At 65.5% G+C, this 19,910-nt stretch carries 18 protein-coding genes; 13 read left to right on the top strand and 5 right to left on the bottom strand.

What is annotated here, in order from left to right; translation table 11 throughout:
- The first annotated feature begins 115 nt into the window (after positions 1–115).
- Both FJ970_RS03815 and FJ970_RS03810 read left to right on the top strand, forming a co-directional pair.
- Positions 116–1,807: an FAD-dependent oxidoreductase gene (locus FJ970_RS03815; RefSeq protein WP_140760290.1), complete on the top strand. Its 1,692-nt coding sequence runs from the start codon at positions 116–118 to the stop codon at positions 1,805–1,807.
- The gene (locus tag FJ970_RS03810; protein ID WP_140760292.1) at positions 1,807–2,115 is read left to right on the top strand and encodes a UBP-type zinc finger domain-containing protein; all 309 of its coding nucleotides are present in this window, start codon (positions 1,807–1,809) and stop codon (positions 2,113–2,115) included. Before FJ970_RS03815 ends, FJ970_RS03810 begins: the two co-directional genes overlap by 1 nt.
- Positions 2,116–2,154: 39 nt before the next feature.
- Here the strand turns inward: FJ970_RS03810 and FJ970_RS03805 are convergent, their stop codons facing one another.
- Positions 2,155–2,334 carry a hypothetical protein gene (locus FJ970_RS03805; RefSeq protein WP_181178680.1) on the bottom strand — a complete coding sequence of 60 codons (180 nt, stop codon included), beginning with the start codon at positions 2,332–2,334 and terminating at the stop codon, positions 2,155–2,157.
- Between the two features lie 96 nt (positions 2,335–2,430).
- Positions 2,431–4,422 (bottom strand): BTAD domain-containing putative transcriptional regulator, encoded by a 1,992-nt coding sequence (locus tag FJ970_RS03800; RefSeq protein ID WP_140760430.1) that lies wholly within the window; start codon positions 4,420–4,422, stop codon positions 2,431–2,433.
- Between the two features lie 248 nt (positions 4,423–4,670).
- On the opposite strand from FJ970_RS03800, the gene FJ970_RS03795 reads away from it, so the two are divergent.
- From FJ970_RS03795 to FJ970_RS03765, 7 genes are all read left to right on the top strand, one after another.
- Complete coding sequence (locus FJ970_RS03795; RefSeq protein WP_140760294.1) at positions 4,671–5,759, top strand: PLP-dependent cysteine synthase family protein; 1,089 nt, start codon at positions 4,671–4,673, stop codon at positions 5,757–5,759.
- Positions 5,760–5,770: 11 nt separating this feature from the next.
- On the top strand, positions 5,771–7,258 hold the full coding sequence (locus FJ970_RS03790; protein WP_140760296.1) for a pyridoxal phosphate-dependent decarboxylase family protein: 1,488 nt from the start codon (positions 5,771–5,773) through the stop codon (positions 7,256–7,258).
- 50 nt (positions 7,259–7,308) lie between these two features.
- Positions 7,309–7,665: a hypothetical protein gene (locus tag FJ970_RS03785; protein ID WP_140760298.1), complete on the top strand. Its 357-nt coding sequence runs from the start codon at positions 7,309–7,311 to the stop codon at positions 7,663–7,665.
- Between the two features lie 132 nt (positions 7,666–7,797).
- Complete coding sequence (locus FJ970_RS03780; protein ID WP_140760300.1) at positions 7,798–8,169, top strand: hypothetical protein; 372 nt, start codon at positions 7,798–7,800, stop codon at positions 8,167–8,169.
- Positions 8,170–8,279: 110 nt separating this feature from the next.
- Entirely contained in the window at positions 8,280–8,906 is a 627-nt protein-coding gene (locus FJ970_RS03775; RefSeq protein ID WP_140760302.1) for a CDGSH iron-sulfur domain-containing protein, read from the top strand.
- Between the two features lie 315 nt (positions 8,907–9,221).
- A complete protein-coding gene (locus tag FJ970_RS03770; RefSeq protein ID WP_140760306.1) occupies positions 9,222–11,264 on the top strand; it encodes a hydantoinase/oxoprolinase family protein in 2,043 nt (680 codons plus the stop codon).
- Positions 11,265–11,564: 300 nt separating this feature from the next.
- Positions 11,565–13,745 carry a malate synthase G gene (locus FJ970_RS03765; protein WP_140760309.1) on the top strand — a complete coding sequence of 727 codons (2,181 nt, stop codon included), beginning with the start codon at positions 11,565–11,567 and terminating at the stop codon, positions 13,743–13,745.
- A gap of 6 nt (positions 13,746–13,751) precedes the next feature.
- Here FJ970_RS03765 and FJ970_RS03760 read toward each other — a convergent pair whose 3' ends face one another.
- Both FJ970_RS03760 and FJ970_RS03755 read right to left on the bottom strand, forming a co-directional pair.
- Positions 13,752–14,222 (bottom strand): GNAT family N-acetyltransferase, encoded by a 471-nt coding sequence (locus FJ970_RS03760; RefSeq protein WP_227792149.1) that lies wholly within the window; start codon positions 14,220–14,222, stop codon positions 13,752–13,754.
- A gap of 130 nt (positions 14,223–14,352) precedes the next feature.
- Complete coding sequence (locus FJ970_RS03755; RefSeq protein ID WP_140760311.1) at positions 14,353–15,885, bottom strand: YifB family Mg chelatase-like AAA ATPase; 1,533 nt, start codon at positions 15,883–15,885, stop codon at positions 14,353–14,355.
- A gap of 449 nt (positions 15,886–16,334) precedes the next feature.
- Here FJ970_RS03755 and FJ970_RS03750 point away from each other — a divergent pair, with 449 nt between their 5' ends.
- The 4 genes from FJ970_RS03750 to FJ970_RS03735 all read left to right on the top strand — a co-directional run bounded on the left by FJ970_RS03750 (position 16,335) and on the right by FJ970_RS03735 (position 18,760).
- The gene (locus tag FJ970_RS03750) at positions 16,335–16,706 is read left to right on the top strand and encodes a cupin domain-containing protein (RefSeq protein WP_140760313.1); all 372 of its coding nucleotides are present in this window, start codon (positions 16,335–16,337) and stop codon (positions 16,704–16,706) included.
- 549 nt (positions 16,707–17,255) lie between these two features.
- Complete coding sequence (locus FJ970_RS03745) at positions 17,256–17,666, top strand: hypothetical protein (RefSeq protein ID WP_210243053.1); 411 nt, start codon at positions 17,256–17,258, stop codon at positions 17,664–17,666.
- A gap of 62 nt (positions 17,667–17,728) precedes the next feature.
- Complete coding sequence (locus tag FJ970_RS03740; protein ID WP_140760315.1) at positions 17,729–18,151, top strand: ester cyclase; 423 nt, start codon at positions 17,729–17,731, stop codon at positions 18,149–18,151.
- Positions 18,152–18,235: 84 nt separating this feature from the next.
- The gene (locus FJ970_RS03735; RefSeq protein ID WP_246682487.1) at positions 18,236–18,760 is read left to right on the top strand and encodes a TetR/AcrR family transcriptional regulator; all 525 of its coding nucleotides are present in this window, start codon (positions 18,236–18,238) and stop codon (positions 18,758–18,760) included.
- Between the two features lie 88 nt (positions 18,761–18,848).
- On the opposite strand, the gene gshB is transcribed toward FJ970_RS03735, so the two are convergent.
- Positions 18,849–19,793: a glutathione synthase gene (gene gshB, locus FJ970_RS03730; protein WP_140760319.1), complete on the bottom strand. Its 945-nt coding sequence runs from the start codon at positions 19,791–19,793 to the stop codon at positions 18,849–18,851.
- Between the last annotated feature and the right edge of the window lie 117 nt (positions 19,794–19,910).

Raw genomic sequence — 19,910 nt, 5'->3', positions numbered from 1 at the left:
GGCCGGCCCTGGTCATCCCAGAGCGACGGCATGGTGACTGGCCCAACCTCCCCTCCCGGCTAGTCCGCGAACAAACCGCTTCAAACCGCGCTCCCGCTTCGCTACGCTCGCTGCCATGTCTCAATCCAGCACCGCGATCTTCGGCGCCCGCCGCGACCAGGCGTTTCCAACGCTGGCCGAGGCGGACATCGATCGCATGCGCCGGTTCGGCGAGGCCAGCGCCTATGCCGCCGGCGAGCACATTTTCGAGACCGGCGATGTGTCCCCGGGGCTGATCGTCGTCCTATCGGGCAAGGTTGATATCACCCAGGATGGCAAGCTCGGCCGACGCGAGACGCTCGTCACACATGGTCCCGGCAGCTTCGTCGGTGAACTGGCGCAGCTTTCGGCTCGTCCCTCGCTGGTCAATGCGCAGGCGGCCGAGCCGGTCGAGGCGTTCGTCATCTCCTCGCAGAGGTTGCGCGACCTGATGGTGCAGGAGGCCAATCTCGGCGAGCGCATCATGCGGGCGCTGATTTTGCGCCGCGTCGGGCTGCTCGAGAGCGGCACGATCGGTCCAATCATCGTCGGGCCGGCCGACAATGGCGATGTTCTGCGCCTGCAGGGCTTTCTCGCCCGCAGCGGCCAGCCCCACCGCGTGCTCGATTCAAAAACCGATCCTTGCGCGAAGACGCTGTTCGAGCACTTCCATGTCGATCCGCACCATTTGCCGGTCGTGCTTTGCCCGAATGGCAGGCTGCTGCTCAATCCCGCGGAGAAAGACCTCGCCCGCTGCATCGGCCTGCTGCGGCCGGTCGACGCCAGCAAGGTCTATGACGTCGCCATCGTCGGCGCCGGACCGGCCGGGCTGGCGGCGGCGGTCTATGCGGCGTCCGAAGGGCTGTCGACCATCGTGCTCGATTGCCGGGCCTTCGGCGGCCAGGCTGGCGCTTCCGCGCGCATCGAGAATTATCTCGGCTTCCCCACGGGCATTACCGGCATGGCGCTGATGGCACGCGCCTACAACCAGGCGCAGAAATTCGGCGTCGAGATGGTCATCCCCGACGAGGTGAAGCTGCTCGGCGCCGCCACCGACGGCGCGCGCTACCAGCTTGCGGTCGGCGACGGCGAGACGGTGCGCACGCGCTCGGTGGTGATCGCCAGCGGCGCGCGCTATCGCCGCCTCGATGTCGCCAACCTCGCCGAGTTCGAAGGCACTTCAGTGCATTATTGGGCCTCGCCCATCGAAGCACGGCTTTGCGGCGGCCAGGAAGTGGCGCTGGTAGGCGCCGGCAATTCGGCTGGCCAGGCGGCCGTCTTCCTGGCCAGCCATGTCGGGAAAGTGGCGCTGCTGGCGCGTGGCGGCAGTCTCGAAGCCTCGATGTCGCGTTACCTCGTCGAGCGCATCAGGGCGCAGCCGAATATCGAGGTGCTGACCGGCACCGAGATCGAGGCGCTGGACGGCGAGGAAGGCAATCTTGCCACGGTCCGCTGGCGCGACCGCTCGAGCGGCGCCTCGACGACGCGGCCGATCCGCCATCTCTTCCTGTTCATCGGCGCCGATCCGAACACCGATTGGCTCGCCCAATCCGACGTGGCGCTGGATGCCAGGGGTTTCATCCGCACCGGCTCGGACACAGCATCGGCGCACGGCGTGATGGAGACGAGCCGCGGCGGCGTGTTCGCTATCGGCGACGTGCGCTCCGGCTCGGTCAAACGCGTCGCGGCTGCCGTCGGCGAAGGCGCCCAGGTGGTGGCGGCGTTGCATGCATTTCTTGCGCGGGAAGGCAGCCGTGCCGACGCGCCTCGACCTGTCGGGAGAGTGTGATGGCTGACGAGTGCAGACACGCGGCTGATATCAAGGACGTGACGCCGAGCGCGCTTGGCTGCGAGGAATGCCTGAAGAGCGGCTCGTGGTGGGTGCATCTGCGGCTCTGCCGCACCTGCGGCCATGTCGGCTGCTGCGACGACTCACCCAACCGCCACGCCACCAAGCATTTTCATGCCACCAGCCATCCCGTGATCGAGGGCTATGATCCTCCGGAAGGCTGGGGCTGGTGTTATGTCGACGAGATCTTTCTCGACCTCGGCGACCGCACGACGCCGCAGAACGGCCCGATCCCTCGCTTCTACTGAGCTACCGAGCAGCCCGGAGAAAAGCGGATTCGGCCTGATTTATCGTACCGACCCGGTAACGGTCCGGTCGACATCGGGAACGGATTTGCGATCGTTGCCGGCAAGGGCGGCGATGAGCAGCAGGCTGGCCACGACCGGAACGAACAGCACGGCGATACGGGCCTGTATATGAAGAATGGCGCGCCATTCGCTGCTGCGCTTGTCGGGGCTGTCGCTCATCACACTCACTTTGCCATGGACCCCCCGAGGTCACATAGCCGTCAACGGTTAAGCAACTCCTTCCGACTTCGTTAACCCAGGCGTTCAAGCCTGAAATCAGCCCAACCCTATCCGCCTGGCGCCTTGCCGGAATAACGCTTCGGCGTCGGGCTCGAAGCGGAACGTGCCGATGAAATCGTCGGCGCGGTAGTCCGGCAACGTCTTGCGGATGGCGGCGGCAAAGCCGCGCGCCTCGTCGAGCCGTCCTGCCAGCGCCAGGCAATGTGCCGCGATCGCCGGGATGATGGTGTGCGCGTTCGGCCGCGCCGCCGCCTTCAGCGCCCATACGGCCGCCTCCTCGAACTGGCCGAGCCGGACATGCGCCATGGCCCGCGCGCCCAGCATGCCGAACAGCAGCGGATCGAAGGGACTCAAATGGCGCGAATGATCGGAGGAGCCGATTGCCGCCCGCGGGTCGCCCGACTGCGAATGGACGAAGGACAGCGCGTAATGGCCGAGCGCGAAATTGGGGCTGAGTTTCACCGCCTGTTCCAGTTCGCCCAGTGAGCCCTCCTGTTCGCCGCGCAGCCACAGCGCCCGCCCCATCGCCCAGTGAGCGGCCGGATTGTGGTCGTCGACCAGCAGGCTTTGGCCGGCGCTCTCGAAGGCCAGCGCGCTTTCCCGGTCGCGGTCGCCCCAGCGCTGGAAGGCGTTCTGCCAATGGGTGAAGGACAGGCCGGCATAGGCGCGGGCGAAGGTCGGATCGAGCTGCAAGGCCCTGGCAAAGAAATGCCGCGCCGTTTCGTTCTCGGCTTGGGTGAAGCGGTACATGTGCCAGAGGCCGCGATGATAGGCCTCCCAGGCATTGAGTGAGTTGGGTGCCTTCAGCAGGGCGCGGTTGCGCTCGACCGTCTCGATCTCCACCGAGATCGACGACACGATGCTGTCGCCGATGTCGTCGAGCACCGCAAAAATGTCGTCCGGACGGCGCTCGAAGGTCTCGGCCCAGACGATTCTGGCGGTACGCACCTCGACGAGTTCGACGCTGACGATCAGGCGGCTGGCCATGCTGCGCACCGTGCCGGTGGCGACATAGTCGACCTTCAGCCGGCGGCCTGCCTCCTCGGGCGCGATGCCCTTGTCGGCCAGCGCGAACACCGATCCGCGCGCGATGACGAAGAAATCCCGCAGCTTGGCGAGACGGGTGATGATGTCATGGGTGAGGCCGTCGGCCAGCCCGCCGCGCAGGCGGGCTTCCTCCACAAACGGCATCACCGCCAGCGAAGCATGGCTCGGCTCGACTGGACCGGAGTCGGGCGGACCATGGTTGAGCAGGTCTAGCGATGACGCCAATTGCGATCCCGTGGACTGGCAGGCCGGCTGCGCCTGCTGGTCACGGATCATGCGCCATGTTGCCCGCAGCGGGGCGAAATCCAGGTCTTCCGACTGGAACAATTGTGCCGCCACCGCCAGATGCCTCTCGGCCGCGGCGATCTCGCCGCGCCGGGCGAGGCTCGCCAGCAGCGTCGTATGCGCGCGCTCGTCGAAAGGCGCGAGTTCCACCCACCTGTCGAGATGCGCGATGCCCTCGTCGCAGTCCGCGGGCAGGCTCGCGACGAGCCGTTCCAACACCGCTGCATGGACGGACCGGAAGCGGCGGCGCTGGCCGATCAGCCAGCTGTTGAAGTGCGGATTGCGTTCGAGCTCCAGCCCGTCGAGAAAATCGCCGGCGAAGAGTTTTGCCAGGGTTCGCAACCGCTCCGCATCGAGTGTGTCGATCCCGTGCGCGGCGGCACGGCTGATCTCCAGGGCATCGACAAGGCAGCCGCCGAGATCGAGCGCGACCGTATCGTCCTGCGTGCGGACATGGCGCCGGTCCGGCGTGTCGAGAGCGCCGCGCAACTTGCTCAGGCACCAGCGCAGCTCGCCTCGCGGATCGTTGGGCACATCCCACAGAAGTTCGCACAGGCGGCTGCGCCCCACCGGGTGCGGCGCCAGCACGAGATAGGCCAGCAGCGCCCGCAGCTTGCGTGACGCCGCCAGCGCCATCGGCGCGCCGTTGCGCGTGACCGTCAACGGTCCGAGCAGCCGCACGGACAGGCACGGCATGCCGCCGTCCTGCCTTGATGGTGCGGTTTCCACGTCCGTTTCCACGCCTGCTCCCACGCTGGCCTGTCGGCCCTTGCTTTATCACCAAACACGACACGGCGCATCCGGCGGCGAATTTCGCGCCGGCCGCGGTCAATGCCGCATCGCCGGCATGTCAGCCCTAGCGCGACAAGGTCTCGAAACCTCGCCGCCCAGGCCGGCGGTTTGTAACCGGCCTGTGAAGATGAACACGATGGAGGAGATCAACGATGTTGAACAAACAAAGAATCAGGACCACCGCCGGGCGCGGCCACCTGTTCGACAGCATTCTGGACACGGTCGGCGACACGCCGGCGGTGCGCATCAACAATCTCGCACCGGCCCATGCGACCATCTACGTCAAGGCCGAGTTCTTCAATCCGGGCGCCTCGGTGAAGGACCGGCTGGCGCTCAACATCATCGAGGAGGGCGAGCGCAGCGGCGCGCTGAAGCCGGGCCAGACCGTGGTCGAGGCGACCAGCGGCAACACCGGGATCGGCCTCGCCATGGTCTGCGCGCAAAAGAACTATCCGCTGGTCGTCACCATGGCCGACAGCTTTTCGGTCGAGCGCCGCAAGCTGATGCGCATGCTCGGCGCCAAGGTGGTGCTGACGCCACGCGCCGAAAAGGGTTTCGGCATGTACAAGAAGGCGGTCGAGCTGGCCGAGGCCAATGGCTGGTTCCTTGCCCGCCAGTTCGAGACGGCCGCCAATGCCGCCATCCACGAGGCGACGACCGCGCGCGAAATCATCAATGATTTCGCCGGCTCGCGGCTCGACTGCTTCGTCACCGGCTATGGCACCGGCGGCACTGTCGTCGGCGTTGCGCGCGTCTTGCGCCGTGAACGGCCCGACACCCGCATCGTGCTCTCCGAGCCGGCCAATGCGCAACTGATCGGCAGCGGCAAGGCGCAGCAGCGCGGGGCCGATGGCGCCCCTGCGGCCAGCCATCCGGCCTTCGAGCCGCACCCGATCCAGGGTTGGACGCCGGATTTCATCCCCAACGTCCTGCAGGAGGCGATCGATGCCAGCCTTTACGACGAGGTGATCCCGATCGCCGGGTCAGACGGTATCAAATGGGCCAGGGCGCTGGCCCAGAAGGAAGGCATCTTCACCGGCATTTCCGGCGGCGCGACCTTCGCCGTGGCGCGCCAGATCGCGGAGAAGGCGCCCGCGGGATCGGTAATCCTGTGCATGCTGCCCGACACTGGCGAGCGCTATATGTCGACGCCGCTGTTCGACGGCATCGAGGCCGAGATGGACGCCGACGAGCTGGCGCTGTCGCGCTCGACGCCTGGCTGCCAATTCCCGGCGGCTTGACGGAGGCAGTCATGGACATCGCGCAGGAAACCCTCGGCGTCGCAACCGAAGAAGCGCTTGACCCCGCCGACTGGGCTGATGTCCAGGCCCTGTCGCGCCGGGTCGTCGACGATGCCGTCGATTATTTGCGCGACGTGCGCGACCGCCCGGTATGGCGGGAAATGCCCGTGGACGTGCGAGCGTTTTTCGCGGCACCCCTGCCGCGTGCGCCGGCGCCGCTGGCCGATGTCTACGGCGAGGTCTCCCGCACGGTGATGTCCTATCCAATGGGCAACATCCATCCGCGCTTCTGGTCCTGGTACATGGGGTCGAGCAACTTCACCGGCGCGCTCGGCGATTTCCTCGCGGCGATCCAGGGCTCCAACCTCGGCGGCGGCAACCACGCCGCCGGGCTGATGGACGGGCAAGTGGTGAACTGGTGCAAGGAGATGCTGGGCTTTCCGGCCTCCGCCTCCGGCACGCTGGTCAGCGGCGGCTCGATGGCCAACATCATCGGGCTGACGGTGGCGCGCAACGTCAAGGCCGGCATCGATGTGCGCGAGCACGGCGTCGCCGCGATCGAAAAACCGCTGCGATTCTACGGCTCGGACCAGATCCATTCCTGCCACCGCAAGGCGATGGAAGCGCTTGGCCTCGGCAACCGGGCGCTGCGCCGCATCCCGACGGATGCCGGACTGCGCATCGACATATCGGCCCTGCGCGCGGCGATCGCAGAGGACCGGGCAGCCGGGTTCAAGCCGGCATGCATCATCGGCACCGCCGGCACCGTCAACACCGGAGCGATCGACGACCTCAAGGCGCTTGCCAAGCTGGCGCACGAGGAAGGCCTCTGGTTCCATGTCGACGGCTGCATCGGCGCGCTGATCGCCATCGCGCCGCAAAACGCCCACCGCGTTGCCGGCATCGAATGGGCCGATTCGATCGCGCTCGATCCGCACAAATGGCTGCATGCACCCTTCGAGGTCGGCTGCGCGCTGGTCAGGGATGCCGCAGCGCACCGCCGGAGCTTCGCGGTGACGCCGGAATATCTGGAGTCGACGCCGCGCGGCCTCGCTTCCGGCGAATGGCTGCACGATTACGGCCTGCAGACGTCGCGCGGCTTTCGCGCGCTGAAAGTGTGGATGGCGCTGAAGGAACATGGCGTCGAAAAATTCGGCCGCCTGATCGACCAGAACATCGCGCAGGCGTCCTATCTGGCCGGGCTGATCGAGGCCGAGCCTTCGCTGGAGCTGGCGGCGGCGCCGACCATCAACATCGTCTGCTTCCGCTACCAGCCCGGTTTGGCGGGCGAAGCGCTGAAGGCGCTCAACACCGAGATCATGCTGCGGCTGCAGGAGCAAGGCATCGCCGCACTCTCCGACACCACCGTGCATGGCGAACACTGGCTGCGCGTGGCGATCACCAACCATCGCACCCGACGCGACGATCTCGATCTGCTGGTGCGTGAAGTCGTGAGGCTTGGGCGCGAGATCACTGCGCAGCGCCCGCTGTCTTCCTAGTTGCCGGCGAGCGTGCCAGTCTGCCCGCGATGATTCGAGGGAGGTCGGCGGTGACGCTGTTTCGCATGGTTGCGCTGGCGGCACTGGTCCTGACCAATTCGGCGGAGGCCGCCGACATGGCGTTTTTCGTCAAGAACCTGCGCAAGGAGGCGGTCGCGGTCGAGCTGTTCAGCCGCGACCGCGAGACCGTCTGGCCGGGCAGCGACAAGGTGTTCCTCGTCGATCCGGGCTCACAGAAATCGGTGCCGATCTCCTGCAATCAGGGCGAACGCATCTGCTATGGCGCCTGGGTCGACGGCAATGACAAGATTTCCGCTGGCGTCGGGCCAGACAACGACCAGCCCTGCGATACCTGCTGTTTCATCTGCGTGGAGCACACGACCGAGACGATCGACCTGGTGCCGTAAGACAAGGTGGGCCATAAGCGCGTCGGACCCAAATTAAGTCAGGGATCCAGTCACCAGCCCCACTTCCGCGATTCAGCACGGCATGCGATGGTTGCGGCGCGGCCAGATGGGCCGCTTATTCAGGGGGTTACCATGTTCTGCGCCTATGCGCGCCGCTCGCTGGCCGCGCTTTCTCTCGCCATGTTGCTGGTGCCGTCGGCCCATGCCGGCGACGTCACCTTCGCCGTCAAGAACAGCCATCCAAACGCCATGCGCCTCGAGCTCTACAGCCAGGACCGCGACTATGTCTGGCCGGGCAATGGCAAGGATTTCTATCTCGACGACGGCGAGACCAAGCAGCTGCCGATTTCCTGCAATGAAGGCGAATCGATCTGCTACGGCGCTTGGGTCGATGGCGATGAGGGCACCTATTGGGGCGTCGGCCCCGGCAACAAGGAAAAATGCGAGGATTGCTGCTACACCTGCAGCGGCGGCGAGACCGAGGAGATCGAGCTGGTCCCCTGACCGGTTTGCCAGCTTGACGGTTTTCCTGCTGGGAGCCATAGCCTACCCAAACACCTAAGGCACGCCGCGTCATTCAGGCGGCGTGGTCCAGGCAAACAGGGAGCACGCCAATGGCCGGCATGGTCGAAAGCGACAAGATCGACGTCGGATTTTCCGGCAAACGCTGCATCCACTCGCGCAATTGCGTGCTTGGCGACCCGCATGTCTTCGTGCCCAACGCGCCGGGCCAATGGATCCATCCCGAGGCGGCCAGCGTCGAAAAGATCGTCGCGCTGGCCGAGAACTGCCCCTCGGGCGCCATCACCTATGTCCGCAAGGATGGCGGCCCGCAGGAAAAGCCGCCTGCGGTCAACACCGTGCGGCTGCGCGAAAACGGCCCGCTGGCGGTGCATGCCGAGATCGTGCTTGGCGACGAGACGTTTTTCCGCGCCACGCTCTGCCGCTGCGGCGCCTCGCAGAACAAGCCGTTCTGCGACAACAGCCATATCAAGGCCGGCTTTGCCGCCACCGGCGAACCGGCGCTGAAGGATACGCCAGCGCTGGAGACCCGTAATGGCCCGCTGAAGGCGACGCCGACCGCGAACGGCCCGCTCAAACTCGAAGGCAATGTCGAGATCGTCACCGGCACCGGCCACACGGTCGACCGCACCACGAAGGTCTTCCTGTGCCGCTGCGGCCATTCAGCGAACAAGCCGTTCTGCGACGGCAGCCATAAGAAGGTTGGGTTTGTGGGGTAGCTGCGGAGGTTGGCGCGAGGCGCCCCCCTCTGCCCTGCCGGGCATCTCCCCCTCAGGTGGGGAGATCAGATGCCACGCCGGGTTTCGCCTATCGCCAACGTTGCTGGGGCAGCGCCGGCACTGAAACTGCCAATCTCCCCCCTTGAGGGGGAGATGTCCGGCAGGACAGAGGGGGGCGCCTCACGCCAAACCTTTCAATAAATTCTCCACCGCGCCAGTGCCGCGTCCCTTGGCCCATCTCTCCCGACTTTATCCGCAAGCCCGTATCGGCTAAGGGCAGGCAACCAAACCATTTGCCCGGACTTTCGCCCCAAAATGACCGCCAAATCCAAGCCCGCCCCTCTCTTCCTCGGCATCGACACCGGCGGCACCTACACCGATGCCGTGCTGTGGTCCGAGACCGAGGGCCCACAAGAGGGGCCGAACAAGGGCAAGGTGCTGGCCAAGGCCAAGGCGCTGACCACGCGGCATGATCTGGCCGTCGGCATTTCGGGCGCCGTCGATGCGGTGCTGGAAAAGGCTGGCACCAATCCGGCCGACATCAAGCTGGTCTCGATGTCGACGACGCTTGCCACCAACGCGCTGGTCGAGGGCCAGGGCGGCCGGGTGGCGCTGGTCATGATCGGCTTCTCCGAGGCCGATCTTGCCCGCGATGGGCTGAAGACGGCGCTCGGCACCGACCCGGTGGTGTTTTGTCCGGGCGGTCATGATGTGCACGGCAATGCGGCAAAGCTCGACCTGTCCGGACTGGAGGCGATGCTGCCGGAACTCGGCGTTTCGGTGTCCGGCTTTGCCGTCTGCGCCTATTTCGCCACCCGCAATCCCGCGCATGAGATCGCCGCCCGCGAACTGATCCGCGACAGGACCGGTCTGCCGGTCACATCGAGCCATGAGCTGTCGGCCAAGCTCGGCGGCCCGCGCCGGGCGCTCACCACGCTGCTCAATGCCAGGCTGATCTCGATGATCGACCGGCTGGTGGCGGCGACCGAGGGGTTTCTCACAGCGCGCAACATCGCCGCTCCCTTGATGGTGGTGCGCGGCGATGGCGCGCTGGTTTCGGCGGCGTTTGCCCGCCAGCGGCCGATCGAGACGATCCTCTCGGGTCCCGCCGCCAGCCTGGTCGGCGCCCGCCACATGACCGGGCTCGACAATGCGGTGGTGTCCGACATTGGCGGCACCACCACCGACGTCGCCGTGCTCGATGGCGGCCGGCCGCGGCTCGATCCGGAAGGCGCCACGGTCGGCGGCTTCCGTACCATGGTCGAGGCGGTCGCCATGCGCACGTTCGGCCTCGGCGGCGATTCCGAGGTGACGCTGGAGGATGGCGCGCTCAACCCGAAAATCCTGCTCGGGCCGCGCCGCCTGGTGCCGCTGGCGCTGGCCGGCATGGCGCATGGCGAGGCGGTGACCGCGGAACTCGAACGCCAGTTGCGCGCCCCCAACACCGGCCGCATGGATGGCCGCTTCGCGGTCCGCACCGGCGTGCCGGACCGGCTCGCCGCGGGGCTGACCGCCCCCGAGACAAAGCTCTATGAGGCGATCGGCGCGACGCCGCTCGCCCTCGACAGGCTGCTGACCTCGAACGCCCAGAACGCCACGCTGAACCGGCTGGTCTCGCGAGGGCTGGTGCATATCTCAGGCTTCACCCCGTCGGACGCCGCGCATGTGCTCGGCAAGCAGGCGAACTGGGATGCCGCCGCCGCCCGCCTCGGCGCAGAACTGTTCGCCCGCAGGCGCGATGGTCGTGGCCAGCCTATCGCCGCATCACCGGAGGTGATTTCGGAACGCGTGCTGGTGACGCTGACGCGCTGGTCGGCCGAATACATCCTGGAAACCGCCTTTGCCGAGGACGGGCTCGATGGCGCGGCGACCGTGGCGCACGCGCTGGTCCAGCGCGCCGTCGACGCCCACCCCGGCATCGCCCGCCTCAGCGTCGCGCTCGACCGGCCGGTCATCGGGCTCGGCGCGTCGGCCCCCCTGCACTATGCCGGCCTGGCGCCCTTGGTCGGCAATGAGTGCTTGGTGCCCCGGGATACCGATGTCGCCAACGCGCTCGGCGCCGTCGTCGGCCAGGTCAGGGTGTCCGCCGAGGCCCGCGTCAGTCAGCCCAAGGAAGGCCTGTTCCGGCTTGCCTCGGGTGAGACGGTGCGCGATTTCCTCGACGAGGCGGCGGCGATCGCGGCCGCCGAGGCCGACGTGCGCGCCATCGTCGCCCAGCGTGCCCTTGATGCCGGCACCGACAGCGCCGAGATCGACGTTGCGACCGAGTTTCGTGTCTCGACCGTCGAAGCGCAGCGCATGTTCATCGAAGCGCATGTCGTGGCGGTTGCCTCGGGCAGGCCGAGGATCGCGGTTTGAGGAAGAAGAGCGATCTCCCCCCTCGTGGGGGAGATGGCCGGCAGGCCAGAGGGGGGCGCTGTCCCGCCAGCATCTCCGTTCTCCCTTTGCTCCAACTTTTTGGTGGGGATGACATTTCCACGGCAAGATGGGCAGCGTCGGCGATCCTTCGCGCCCCCCTCTGCCCTGCCGGGCATCTCCCCCACGAGGGGGGAGATTGGCTAACCGCCCAAAATGCCCCACCTTCACCCTAAGCCGAATTGACCCTGCACCCCTGACATGCCAAACGCCCCGCAAAGCCTTTCATCTGGAGAAGCCCTGATGACCGATCGCATCGAGATCGCCGGATTGCGCATTGCCCGCGAGCTGCATGACTTCGTCGTCGACGAAGCGCTACCCGGCACCGGCATCGAAGCGACGCACTTCTGGGATGGGTTTTCGGCCGTCGTCCATGATCTCGCGCCCAAGAACCGGGCGCTGCTGGCAAAACGCGACGCCATGCAGGCAAAGCTCGACGGCTGGTATCGCGACAATGGCGCGCCCATCGACATGGAGGCCTACAAGGCGTTCCTGAAGGAGATCGGCTATCTCGTTCCCGAAGGACCGGCCTTCAGCGTCTCGACCGACAATGTCGATCCGGAAATCGCCGTCGTCGCCGGGCCGCAGCTCGTCGTGCCGGTGATGAACGCGCGCTATGCGCTCAACGCCGCCAATGCGCGCTGGGGCTCGCTCTACGACGCGCTCTACGGCACCGACGCCATTCCCGAAACGGACGGCGCGCAGAAGGGCAAGGGGTTCAACCCGGCGCGCGGCGCCAAGGTCATCGCCTGGGCCAAGGACTTTCTCGACCAGTCGGTGCCGTTGACCACGGGCAAATGGGCCGGCGTCAACGGGTTGTCCGTCGCGAACGGCGCGCTGAAGGTCGGCGAAGGCGCCGGCTCGACGACGCTGGCCGACCCCAGGCAATTCGTCGGCTATCGCGGCGACGCCCCTAATCCGCAAGCCGTGCTCCTGGTGAAAAACGGGCTGCATGTCGAGATCCTGATCGACCGCGCCAACCAGATCGGCCGCACCGATCCGGCAGGCATTGCCGACGTCATCCTGGAATCGGCGCTGACCACCATCCAGGACTGCGAGGATTCGGTCGCGGCGGTGGACGCTGAGGATAAGGTCGTCGTCTACCGCAACTGGCTCGGCCTGATGAAGGGCGATTTGGCCGAAGAGATCAGCAAGGGCGGCAAGAGTTTCGTCCGCAAGCTCAACCCCGATCGCGTCTATACCGCGCCTGCCGGCGGCACGCTGACCGTGCCTGGCCGCTCATTGATGCTGGTCAGGAATGTCGGCCACCTCATGACCAATCCGGCGATCCTGGACCGCGACGGCAGCGAGGTGCCGGAAGGCATCATGGACGCCGCGATAACGGCGCTGATCGCGCTGCACGATGTCGGGCCGAAGGGGCGGCGGATGAACTCCCGCGCCGGCTCTATGTATGTGGTGAAGCCGAAGATGCACGGGCCGGAGGAGGTCGCCTTCGCGGTCGACATCTTCGACCGAGTCGAAGCTTTGCTCGGCATGGCCCGGAACACCATCAAGATGGGCATCATGGACGAGGAGCGGCGCACCACGATCAACCTCAAGGAGGCGATCCGCGCGGCACGCGAGCGCGTGGTGTTCATCAACACCGGCTTCCTCGACCGCACCGGCGACGAGATCCACACCTCGATGGAAGCCGGCCCGATGATCCGCAAGGGCGACATGAAGCAGGCCGCCTGGATTTCCGCCTACGAAGCCTGGAATGTCGACACCGGTCTCGAATGCGGGCTCGCCGGCCATGCCCAGATCGGCAAGGGCATGTGGGCAATGCCGGATTTGATGGCGGCCATGCTGGTCGAGAAGATCGCGCACCCCAAGGCCGGCGCCAACACCGCCTGGGTACCGTCGCCGACGGCGGCGACGCTGCACGCCACGCACTATCACAAGGTCGACGTGCACGCCGTGCAGGCGGCGCTGAAGAGCCGGCCGAAGGCCAGGCTCGACGACATCCTGTCGGTGCCGGTGGCCGTGCGGCCTAACTGGACGCCCGACGAGATCCAGCGCGAACTCGACAACAACGCGCAAGGCATTCTGGGCTATGTCGTGCGCTGGATCGACCAGGGCGTCGGCTGCTCCAAGGTTCCTGACATCAATGATGTCGGCCTGATGGAAGACCGCGCCACGCTGCGCATCTCCTCGCAGCACATCGCCAACTGGCTGCGCCACAAGGTCTGCTCGGAGATCCAGGTCAGGGATTCACTGCAGCGCATGGCCGCAATCGTCGATCTGCAGAATGTCGGCGATCCTCTCTACCGGCCGATGGCGCCGGATTTCGACAGCTCGATCGCCTTCCAGGCCGCCTGCGACCTGGTGTTCGAGGGGACGAGCCAGCCAAATGGCTACACCGAGCCGGTGCTGCATAAGCGGCGGCTGGAGCTGAAGGCGCGCGATAGGCAGGAATCAGCCTGAAAGCCCTCACACGCCTTTGATCGCGCGCGACAGGAATACGTCAGTATGCCTGACATGCGCCGGGGTTTCGCGAAAAGGCGCGCAGGGGTTGAAGCCGAACGCCTCATACACAGCAACGGCACTTTTCATGTAAAAACTCGTATGGATTAGCACCGTGCGAGCTGGACCCTTCTCGATTTCCGCCAGCACGGCACCCATTAGTGCGCGGCCTATACCCTGCCCGCGGAAGGATGCGTCGACAAAGAACTTGTGAAGCTCTACCGTGTCGTCGCCGAACTGGTCGAAGGCGAGGCAACCCGCCGGCAGGGTTCCCGACCGAGCAACGAACGCCACGGCATTCGGCGCGCCGAATTGCGATGCCAGTTGAAGGCCGCTGGTTTCAGGCTGGAAGAGCGCCCTTACATCCTCCTCCGAGACGCCATGAGGTGCGGACGCGTCGACATCCCATTGCGCAAGCCTGCGGCAGAGCATGGCCATGATCACGAAATCTTCGGCGCTGCGCGCCGGTGAAACTGAAATCATCCACGCCCCCGATTAGCCACGCGCCATCATAGCATGCACCCTTCGGCGCGAAACGCACATCGTCGAGTGCATTCGAGGGTGGCGTCTACGCCGCCTGTGCCACGCGCTCCGCACTCATCCGATAAGAAATCGCCTCGGCCAAATGGATGCGGCCGACGGTCTCGCTGGCGTCGAGATCGGCCAGCGTGCGTGCTACTTTCAGCACGCGATGGTAGGCGCGGGCGGAAAAGGCGAGTTTTTCGCTAGCGTCCTTGAGCAGCGACAGGCCGGCGGCGTCCGGCACGGCGATCGCCTCGATGACCGCGGGAGAGCAATGCGCGTTGGTGGTGGCGCTGTTGACGCCGAGCCGTTCGAAGCGCTCGCGCTGGAGGGTGCACGCGCGGCCGGCGCGGAGTGCAACTTCGGCGCTCTTCTCCGCCCGGTCGGGCCGGATCAGGTCGCTGGCCGAGACCGCCGGCACTTCGATCCTGAGATCGATGCGGTCGAGCAGCGGGCCTGAGATGCGCGCCTGGTAGTCGGTGCGGCAGCGCTCGCCGCGCAGGCAGCGATAGCCCGGCTCGCCGGCCATGCCGCAGCGGCAGGGGTTCATCGCCGCCACCAGCTGGATGCGTGCCGGATAGGTGACGCGGTGGTTGGCTCGGGCGATCATGCAGTCGCCGGTCTCCAGCGGCTGGCGCAGCGCATCGAGCGTCTGCGGCGTGAATTCGGGGAACTCGTCGAGGAACAGCACGCCGTGATGTGCGAGCGACACCTCGCCCGGCCGCGCGCGTATGCCGCCGCCCACCATTGCCGCCATCGAGGCCGAATGATGCGGAGCGCGGAACGGCCGCCGGTCGGTCAGCTTGCCCTCGCCGAGCTCGCCAGCCACCGAGGCGATCATCGAAACCTCGAGTAATTCCTTCGGCGCCAGCGGCGGCAGGATCGACGGCAAACGCTGCGCAAGCATCGATTTGCCGGAACCGGGCGGACCGATCATCAGGAGATTGTGGCCGCCGGCGGCCGCCACCTCCAGCGCGCGCTTCGCCGTCTCCTGGCCCTTGATGTCGGCAAGGTCGGGCAGGTCGCGGGCCGAGGCATGGATGCCGGCTTCGGGGCGAGACAGCACCTGCGTGCCGCGGAAATGGTTGGCTATGGCAATCAGGCTGCGCGGCGCCAGAATGTCGAATTCCCGCCCCGCCCAGGCCGCTTCCGGGCCGCAGGCGAACGGGCAGATCAGGCCCTTGCCCTCGGCATTGGCGCCGATCGCCGCCGGCAAGGCACCGGCGACCGCCGTAATGGTGCCGTCTAGCGACAGTTCGCCGAGCACGACATAGCCGGCCAGCATGTCGCCCGGAATGGCGCCGAGAGCCGCCATCAGCCCGAGTGCGATCGGCAGATCGTAATGGCTGCCTTCCTTGGGCAAGTCGGCGGGCGCCAAATTGATCGTTACTTTCTTCGATGGCATCGACAGGCCCGACGCGTGCAGGGCCGCCTGGACCCGTTCGCGGCTCTCGGCCACCGCCTTGTCCGGCAGGCCGACGATGTGCATGTTGACCTTGCCGGGCGCGATCATCACCTGCACGTCGACCGGCACGGCCTCGATGCCCTGGAAAGCGACCGTACGAACCCGCGCCACCATTTTCTGCCCCCGATGCCGGCTCGCCGCGGGCCTTGTGAACAGGCCGCGAGCGACGTCAACGCAAGACAACCACAGATTTCAGGCTTAGGCAAGAACAATACAAGAACAAAAAGGACGGATTTCGTGGAAAAGGCTAGCCCTCCCCTCGCCCTCGGTTTGTCCCCCACGCAAGGGTTCCACTGGCCCCCCGATCAAACCCGGAACATCTCCGGAACCTGTAACCGCCCCGGCTGCACAGCGCTTGTATGCGGTTGCAGAAAGCGGAACATGGTTAAGACAAAATGAAAACAGGCCATTCGACCCGGCGCCGCAGAGGAGAGGAGCGGGCACGGTCAGTATATATTTTAGCAACTGCTTATAATTGTATGCCGGCTCCAAATGGGATATGAATCCGTCGCGGTTCCGACAATCGCAACGTCAGGCTCCGCGTCGAGTACAGGGAGGATGACATGGCCGGTGTGGAAGTCAGCAAATTTGCGTCCAAGTCTCACAACAGCCCGGATGAAGTTCGCACGCCGGACAAGACGCGCGTCGAAGTGGTGCGCCTTCCCGGCTATACGTTGGGCCGGCTCAACATGGAGCCGGGCTGGAAATGGTCCGAATGCGTGAAGCCGGTGGTCAAGACCGACAGTTGTCAGGTTTCGCATGTCGGCTACGTCGTCTCGGGAACCATCACCATCAAAATGAATGACGGAACCCAGAAAACGTTTGGGCAAGGCACGTCCTATACGATTCCGCCGGGCCACGACGCCTGGGTGGAAGGCAACGAGCGCTTCGTCTGCATCGAAGTCATGAGTGCCGAGCAGTATGCCAAGGCATAGTAAGATGTAGGCTCCAGGCCGAGCGCGGTCGGCAGGTGGTAACGGCTGCCTTCCCTGGGCAGGTCCGCCGCCGATGCCTGGAGCGCCGCCTGTCCGCGCCCGCAGTCACCGCCCTGTCGGGCAGGCCGACGATCTGCATGCCGCCCGGCGCGATTCATCAGCGGGACATCGGCCGCCACGAGGCCGGGAGCCATTGTGCGAACCCGCCACCAACTGTCCGGGCCCTGAACGAAGTCCGTCCGCCACGCTGCGATCAGGTGAGATCAGACCAACACCCCAGCCCTCGCCGGAGATCGGCGCGATAGCTGCCGCGGCCGACCCGCGTCCAGTGTCCCGGGATGTCAAAACCATCGTCTCCTAATAAGATTATTATTGCAATGAGACAGAAATCTCATTATGAGGTGCCCATCGTTCAATCTCACCCAGGGATCACACCACATGTTTTCGACCCGAGCATTTCATTCCGATGCCTCTGAACATCATCGTTGGACGCCCCCTGGGCCGATCCTTCGAATGTTGCTCGTAGCGGCGCTGCCAATTGGGCTCGCCATGGGCGCCGCGAGCGGCGCGTCTGCCGGATCGTTGAAGGCCGAACTTAGTCAACTGCCGAGAACCCGGGTCCTGCCTGCCGGCGTGGTGCAGATTTCACCCTATGTGCCCGGCGTGGGCGAGCATTGGGCGAACCCGGCCAATCTGCCCTTCGGACCCATCTACTGTGTGATCGAGGGCCACATCACCTGCATGGAGTACATGATTTCACAGAAGGATTTCGCCGAAGGCGTCTCCCACAACAAGCTCGTGCCTTGGTTTGACGGCAAGCGGCAGCCTCCCATCAATCACATCGATATCGGGTTCGAGCCAAACGGCCACCATGGCTACGAAATTCCGCACTACGACATTCACATGTATTTCCTGTCGCCGGAGGCCCGTCTGGCCGGCGACAAGCTCGTCACGAAGTAAGACTGCTAATCCGCCGCCGCGCCGATGCCGCGGCATCATTCCCGCGAACAATGAGAACCAAGATGATGCTTACCCCCAAGGACATGGATCGGAAGATTGACGAGCATTTCGGCTTCGAGGCAAGCGACAACGTCGAAGGCGTGCTGCGGACCCTGTCCGAAGACGTCGAGCATGACGTTGTCGGCTGGCCCTTCGGACCCTCACATGGACGCGATGCTGCCCGCTCCTTCTACCAGGCGACGTTTTCCGATCTGGCGGAAAGCTCGGTCGATTGCGTCAAGAGGCTTTACGGCGATGGCTTCCTCGTGGATGAGTCACTATGGCGGGGCCGCGCGTCAGGCCGGCCCTTTGGGCTTGAAGGCCGCAATCGTCCTTTGGAGTTCCGGCTGCTCCATGTCATAGAGTTCAACGGCCAGGGCGACATCAAGCGGGAAAATGTCTGGCTCGACCTTGCAGCAATCATTCGGCAACTGCCACAGGACTGATCAATGACCCGAGCGGGTAAGGCCGGACGGCCGAACCAACGGCGGCGGACCCGCAAGGACCTGCTTGAAGCCGCGACGCGGCTCATGAAACAGGGCCGCCAGCCGGCACTCGAAGATGTAGCGGCGGAGGCGCTGGTCTCACGAGCCACCGCCTACCGCTACTTCCCGAGCATCGACGCGCTGCTCCTGGAAGCCTCCATCGACATCGCTGTGCCCGGGCCGGAAGAACTGTTCGAGCATGAATCCTCGACTGATCCGGTGGCGCGCGTTGAGCGCGCCGACCGGGTCCTGCATGACATGATCCTCGCGAATGAGCCCGCGCTCCGTGCAATGCTGGCCCAGTCAATCGAGCGCCGGGCCAGAGCCGTCGAGGATGGCGACCTCCCTGCCCGCCAGAACCGACGCACACCGCTGATCGAGGCGGCGCTCGAGCCGGCACGTGATTGGTACCACCCGGAGGACCTCGACAGGCTTGCGAAGGCGCTTGCGCTCATCCTCGGGCCTGAGGCCATGGTGGTGTGCAAGGATGTTTTGCAGCTCGACGATGCGGAAGCGCGTGACGTGAAGCGCTGGGCGATCAGAACGTTGGTCACGGCGGCGCGGAAATGAAATAGCGCGGTCGGTCAGCCGGCTGCGTGGCGGGGTCATTGTCGTGCTGCCCGCGGCAACAGGCGGTAACCAAAGGTCGGGGCGCTGCCTAGAGTCGCCGCTTGCCTTCAACGCAATCCCAGAAAAGACTGGCGATGTCGGCGCCGCCGAAGCGTTGCACTTCGCGCACGCCGGTCGGCGAGGTGACGTTGATCTCGGTCATGTAGTCGCCGATCACGTCGATGCCGACCAGGATGAAGCCGCGTTCCCTCAGCGACGGTCCGATGCGGGCGCATATCTCGCGCTCGCGTTCGGTCAGCTCGGTCTTCTCGGCTCGGCCGCCGACATGCATGTTGGAGCGCGAATCGTGCTCCGCCGGCACCCGGTTGATGGCGCCAACCGGCTCGCCGTCGATCAGGATGATGCGTTTGTCGCCCTTGCGCACATCCTTCAGGTAGCGCTGCACGATATAGGGCTCGCGGAACAACTGGCCGAACATTTCGAGCAGCGAGGCGAGGTTGCGGTCGCCTTCCAGCAGATGGAAGATGCCGGCGCCGCCATTGCCGTAGAGCGGCTTGACGATGATGTCGCCGAATTCCTTGCGGAAGGCGGCGACCTCGAGCGGATCCTTGGTGATCAGCGTGTCCGGCATCAGGTCGGAAAACTCGGTGACGAAGATCTTTTCCGGGCTGTTGCGCACCCAGGCCGGGTCGTTGACGACCAGCGTCTTCGGATGGATACGCTCCAAGATGTGGGTCGTGGTGATGTAGTTCATGTCGAAGGGCGGGTCCTGGCGCAGCAGGATGACGTCCATCTCCGACAGATCGGTGCGCACCTTTTCGCCCAGCGAGTAATGGCTGCCCTTCTCGTCGCGCACCTGCATCTCCTCGACGCGGGCAAACACCTTGCCGTCGCGCAGCGACAGCTGGTCTGGGGTGTAGTGGAACAATTGATGACCGCGCCGCTGCGCTTCCAGCGACAGCGCGAACGAGGTGTCGCCGGCGATCGACACGGTGGAGACATGGTCCATCTGGACGGCGATTTTGAGCTTCATGGCAGGTTCCCAGCGCAATTGGAGCGACGTGCATCCCCTTGGATGGACAAGGACGCTCCAACACTTTTGAATTGACAGCGATATAAGCGTCGCGGCGCCTTCTGCCAATCGGGCCAC

Origin of the sequence: Mesorhizobium sp. B2-1-8 (assembly GCF_006442545.2) — a bacterium.
Taxonomy (GTDB): Bacteria; Pseudomonadota; Alphaproteobacteria; order Rhizobiales; family Rhizobiaceae; genus Mesorhizobium.
Note: the sequence above shows the minus strand (reverse complement) of the source record. Positions and strands in the feature narration are given on the sequence as shown.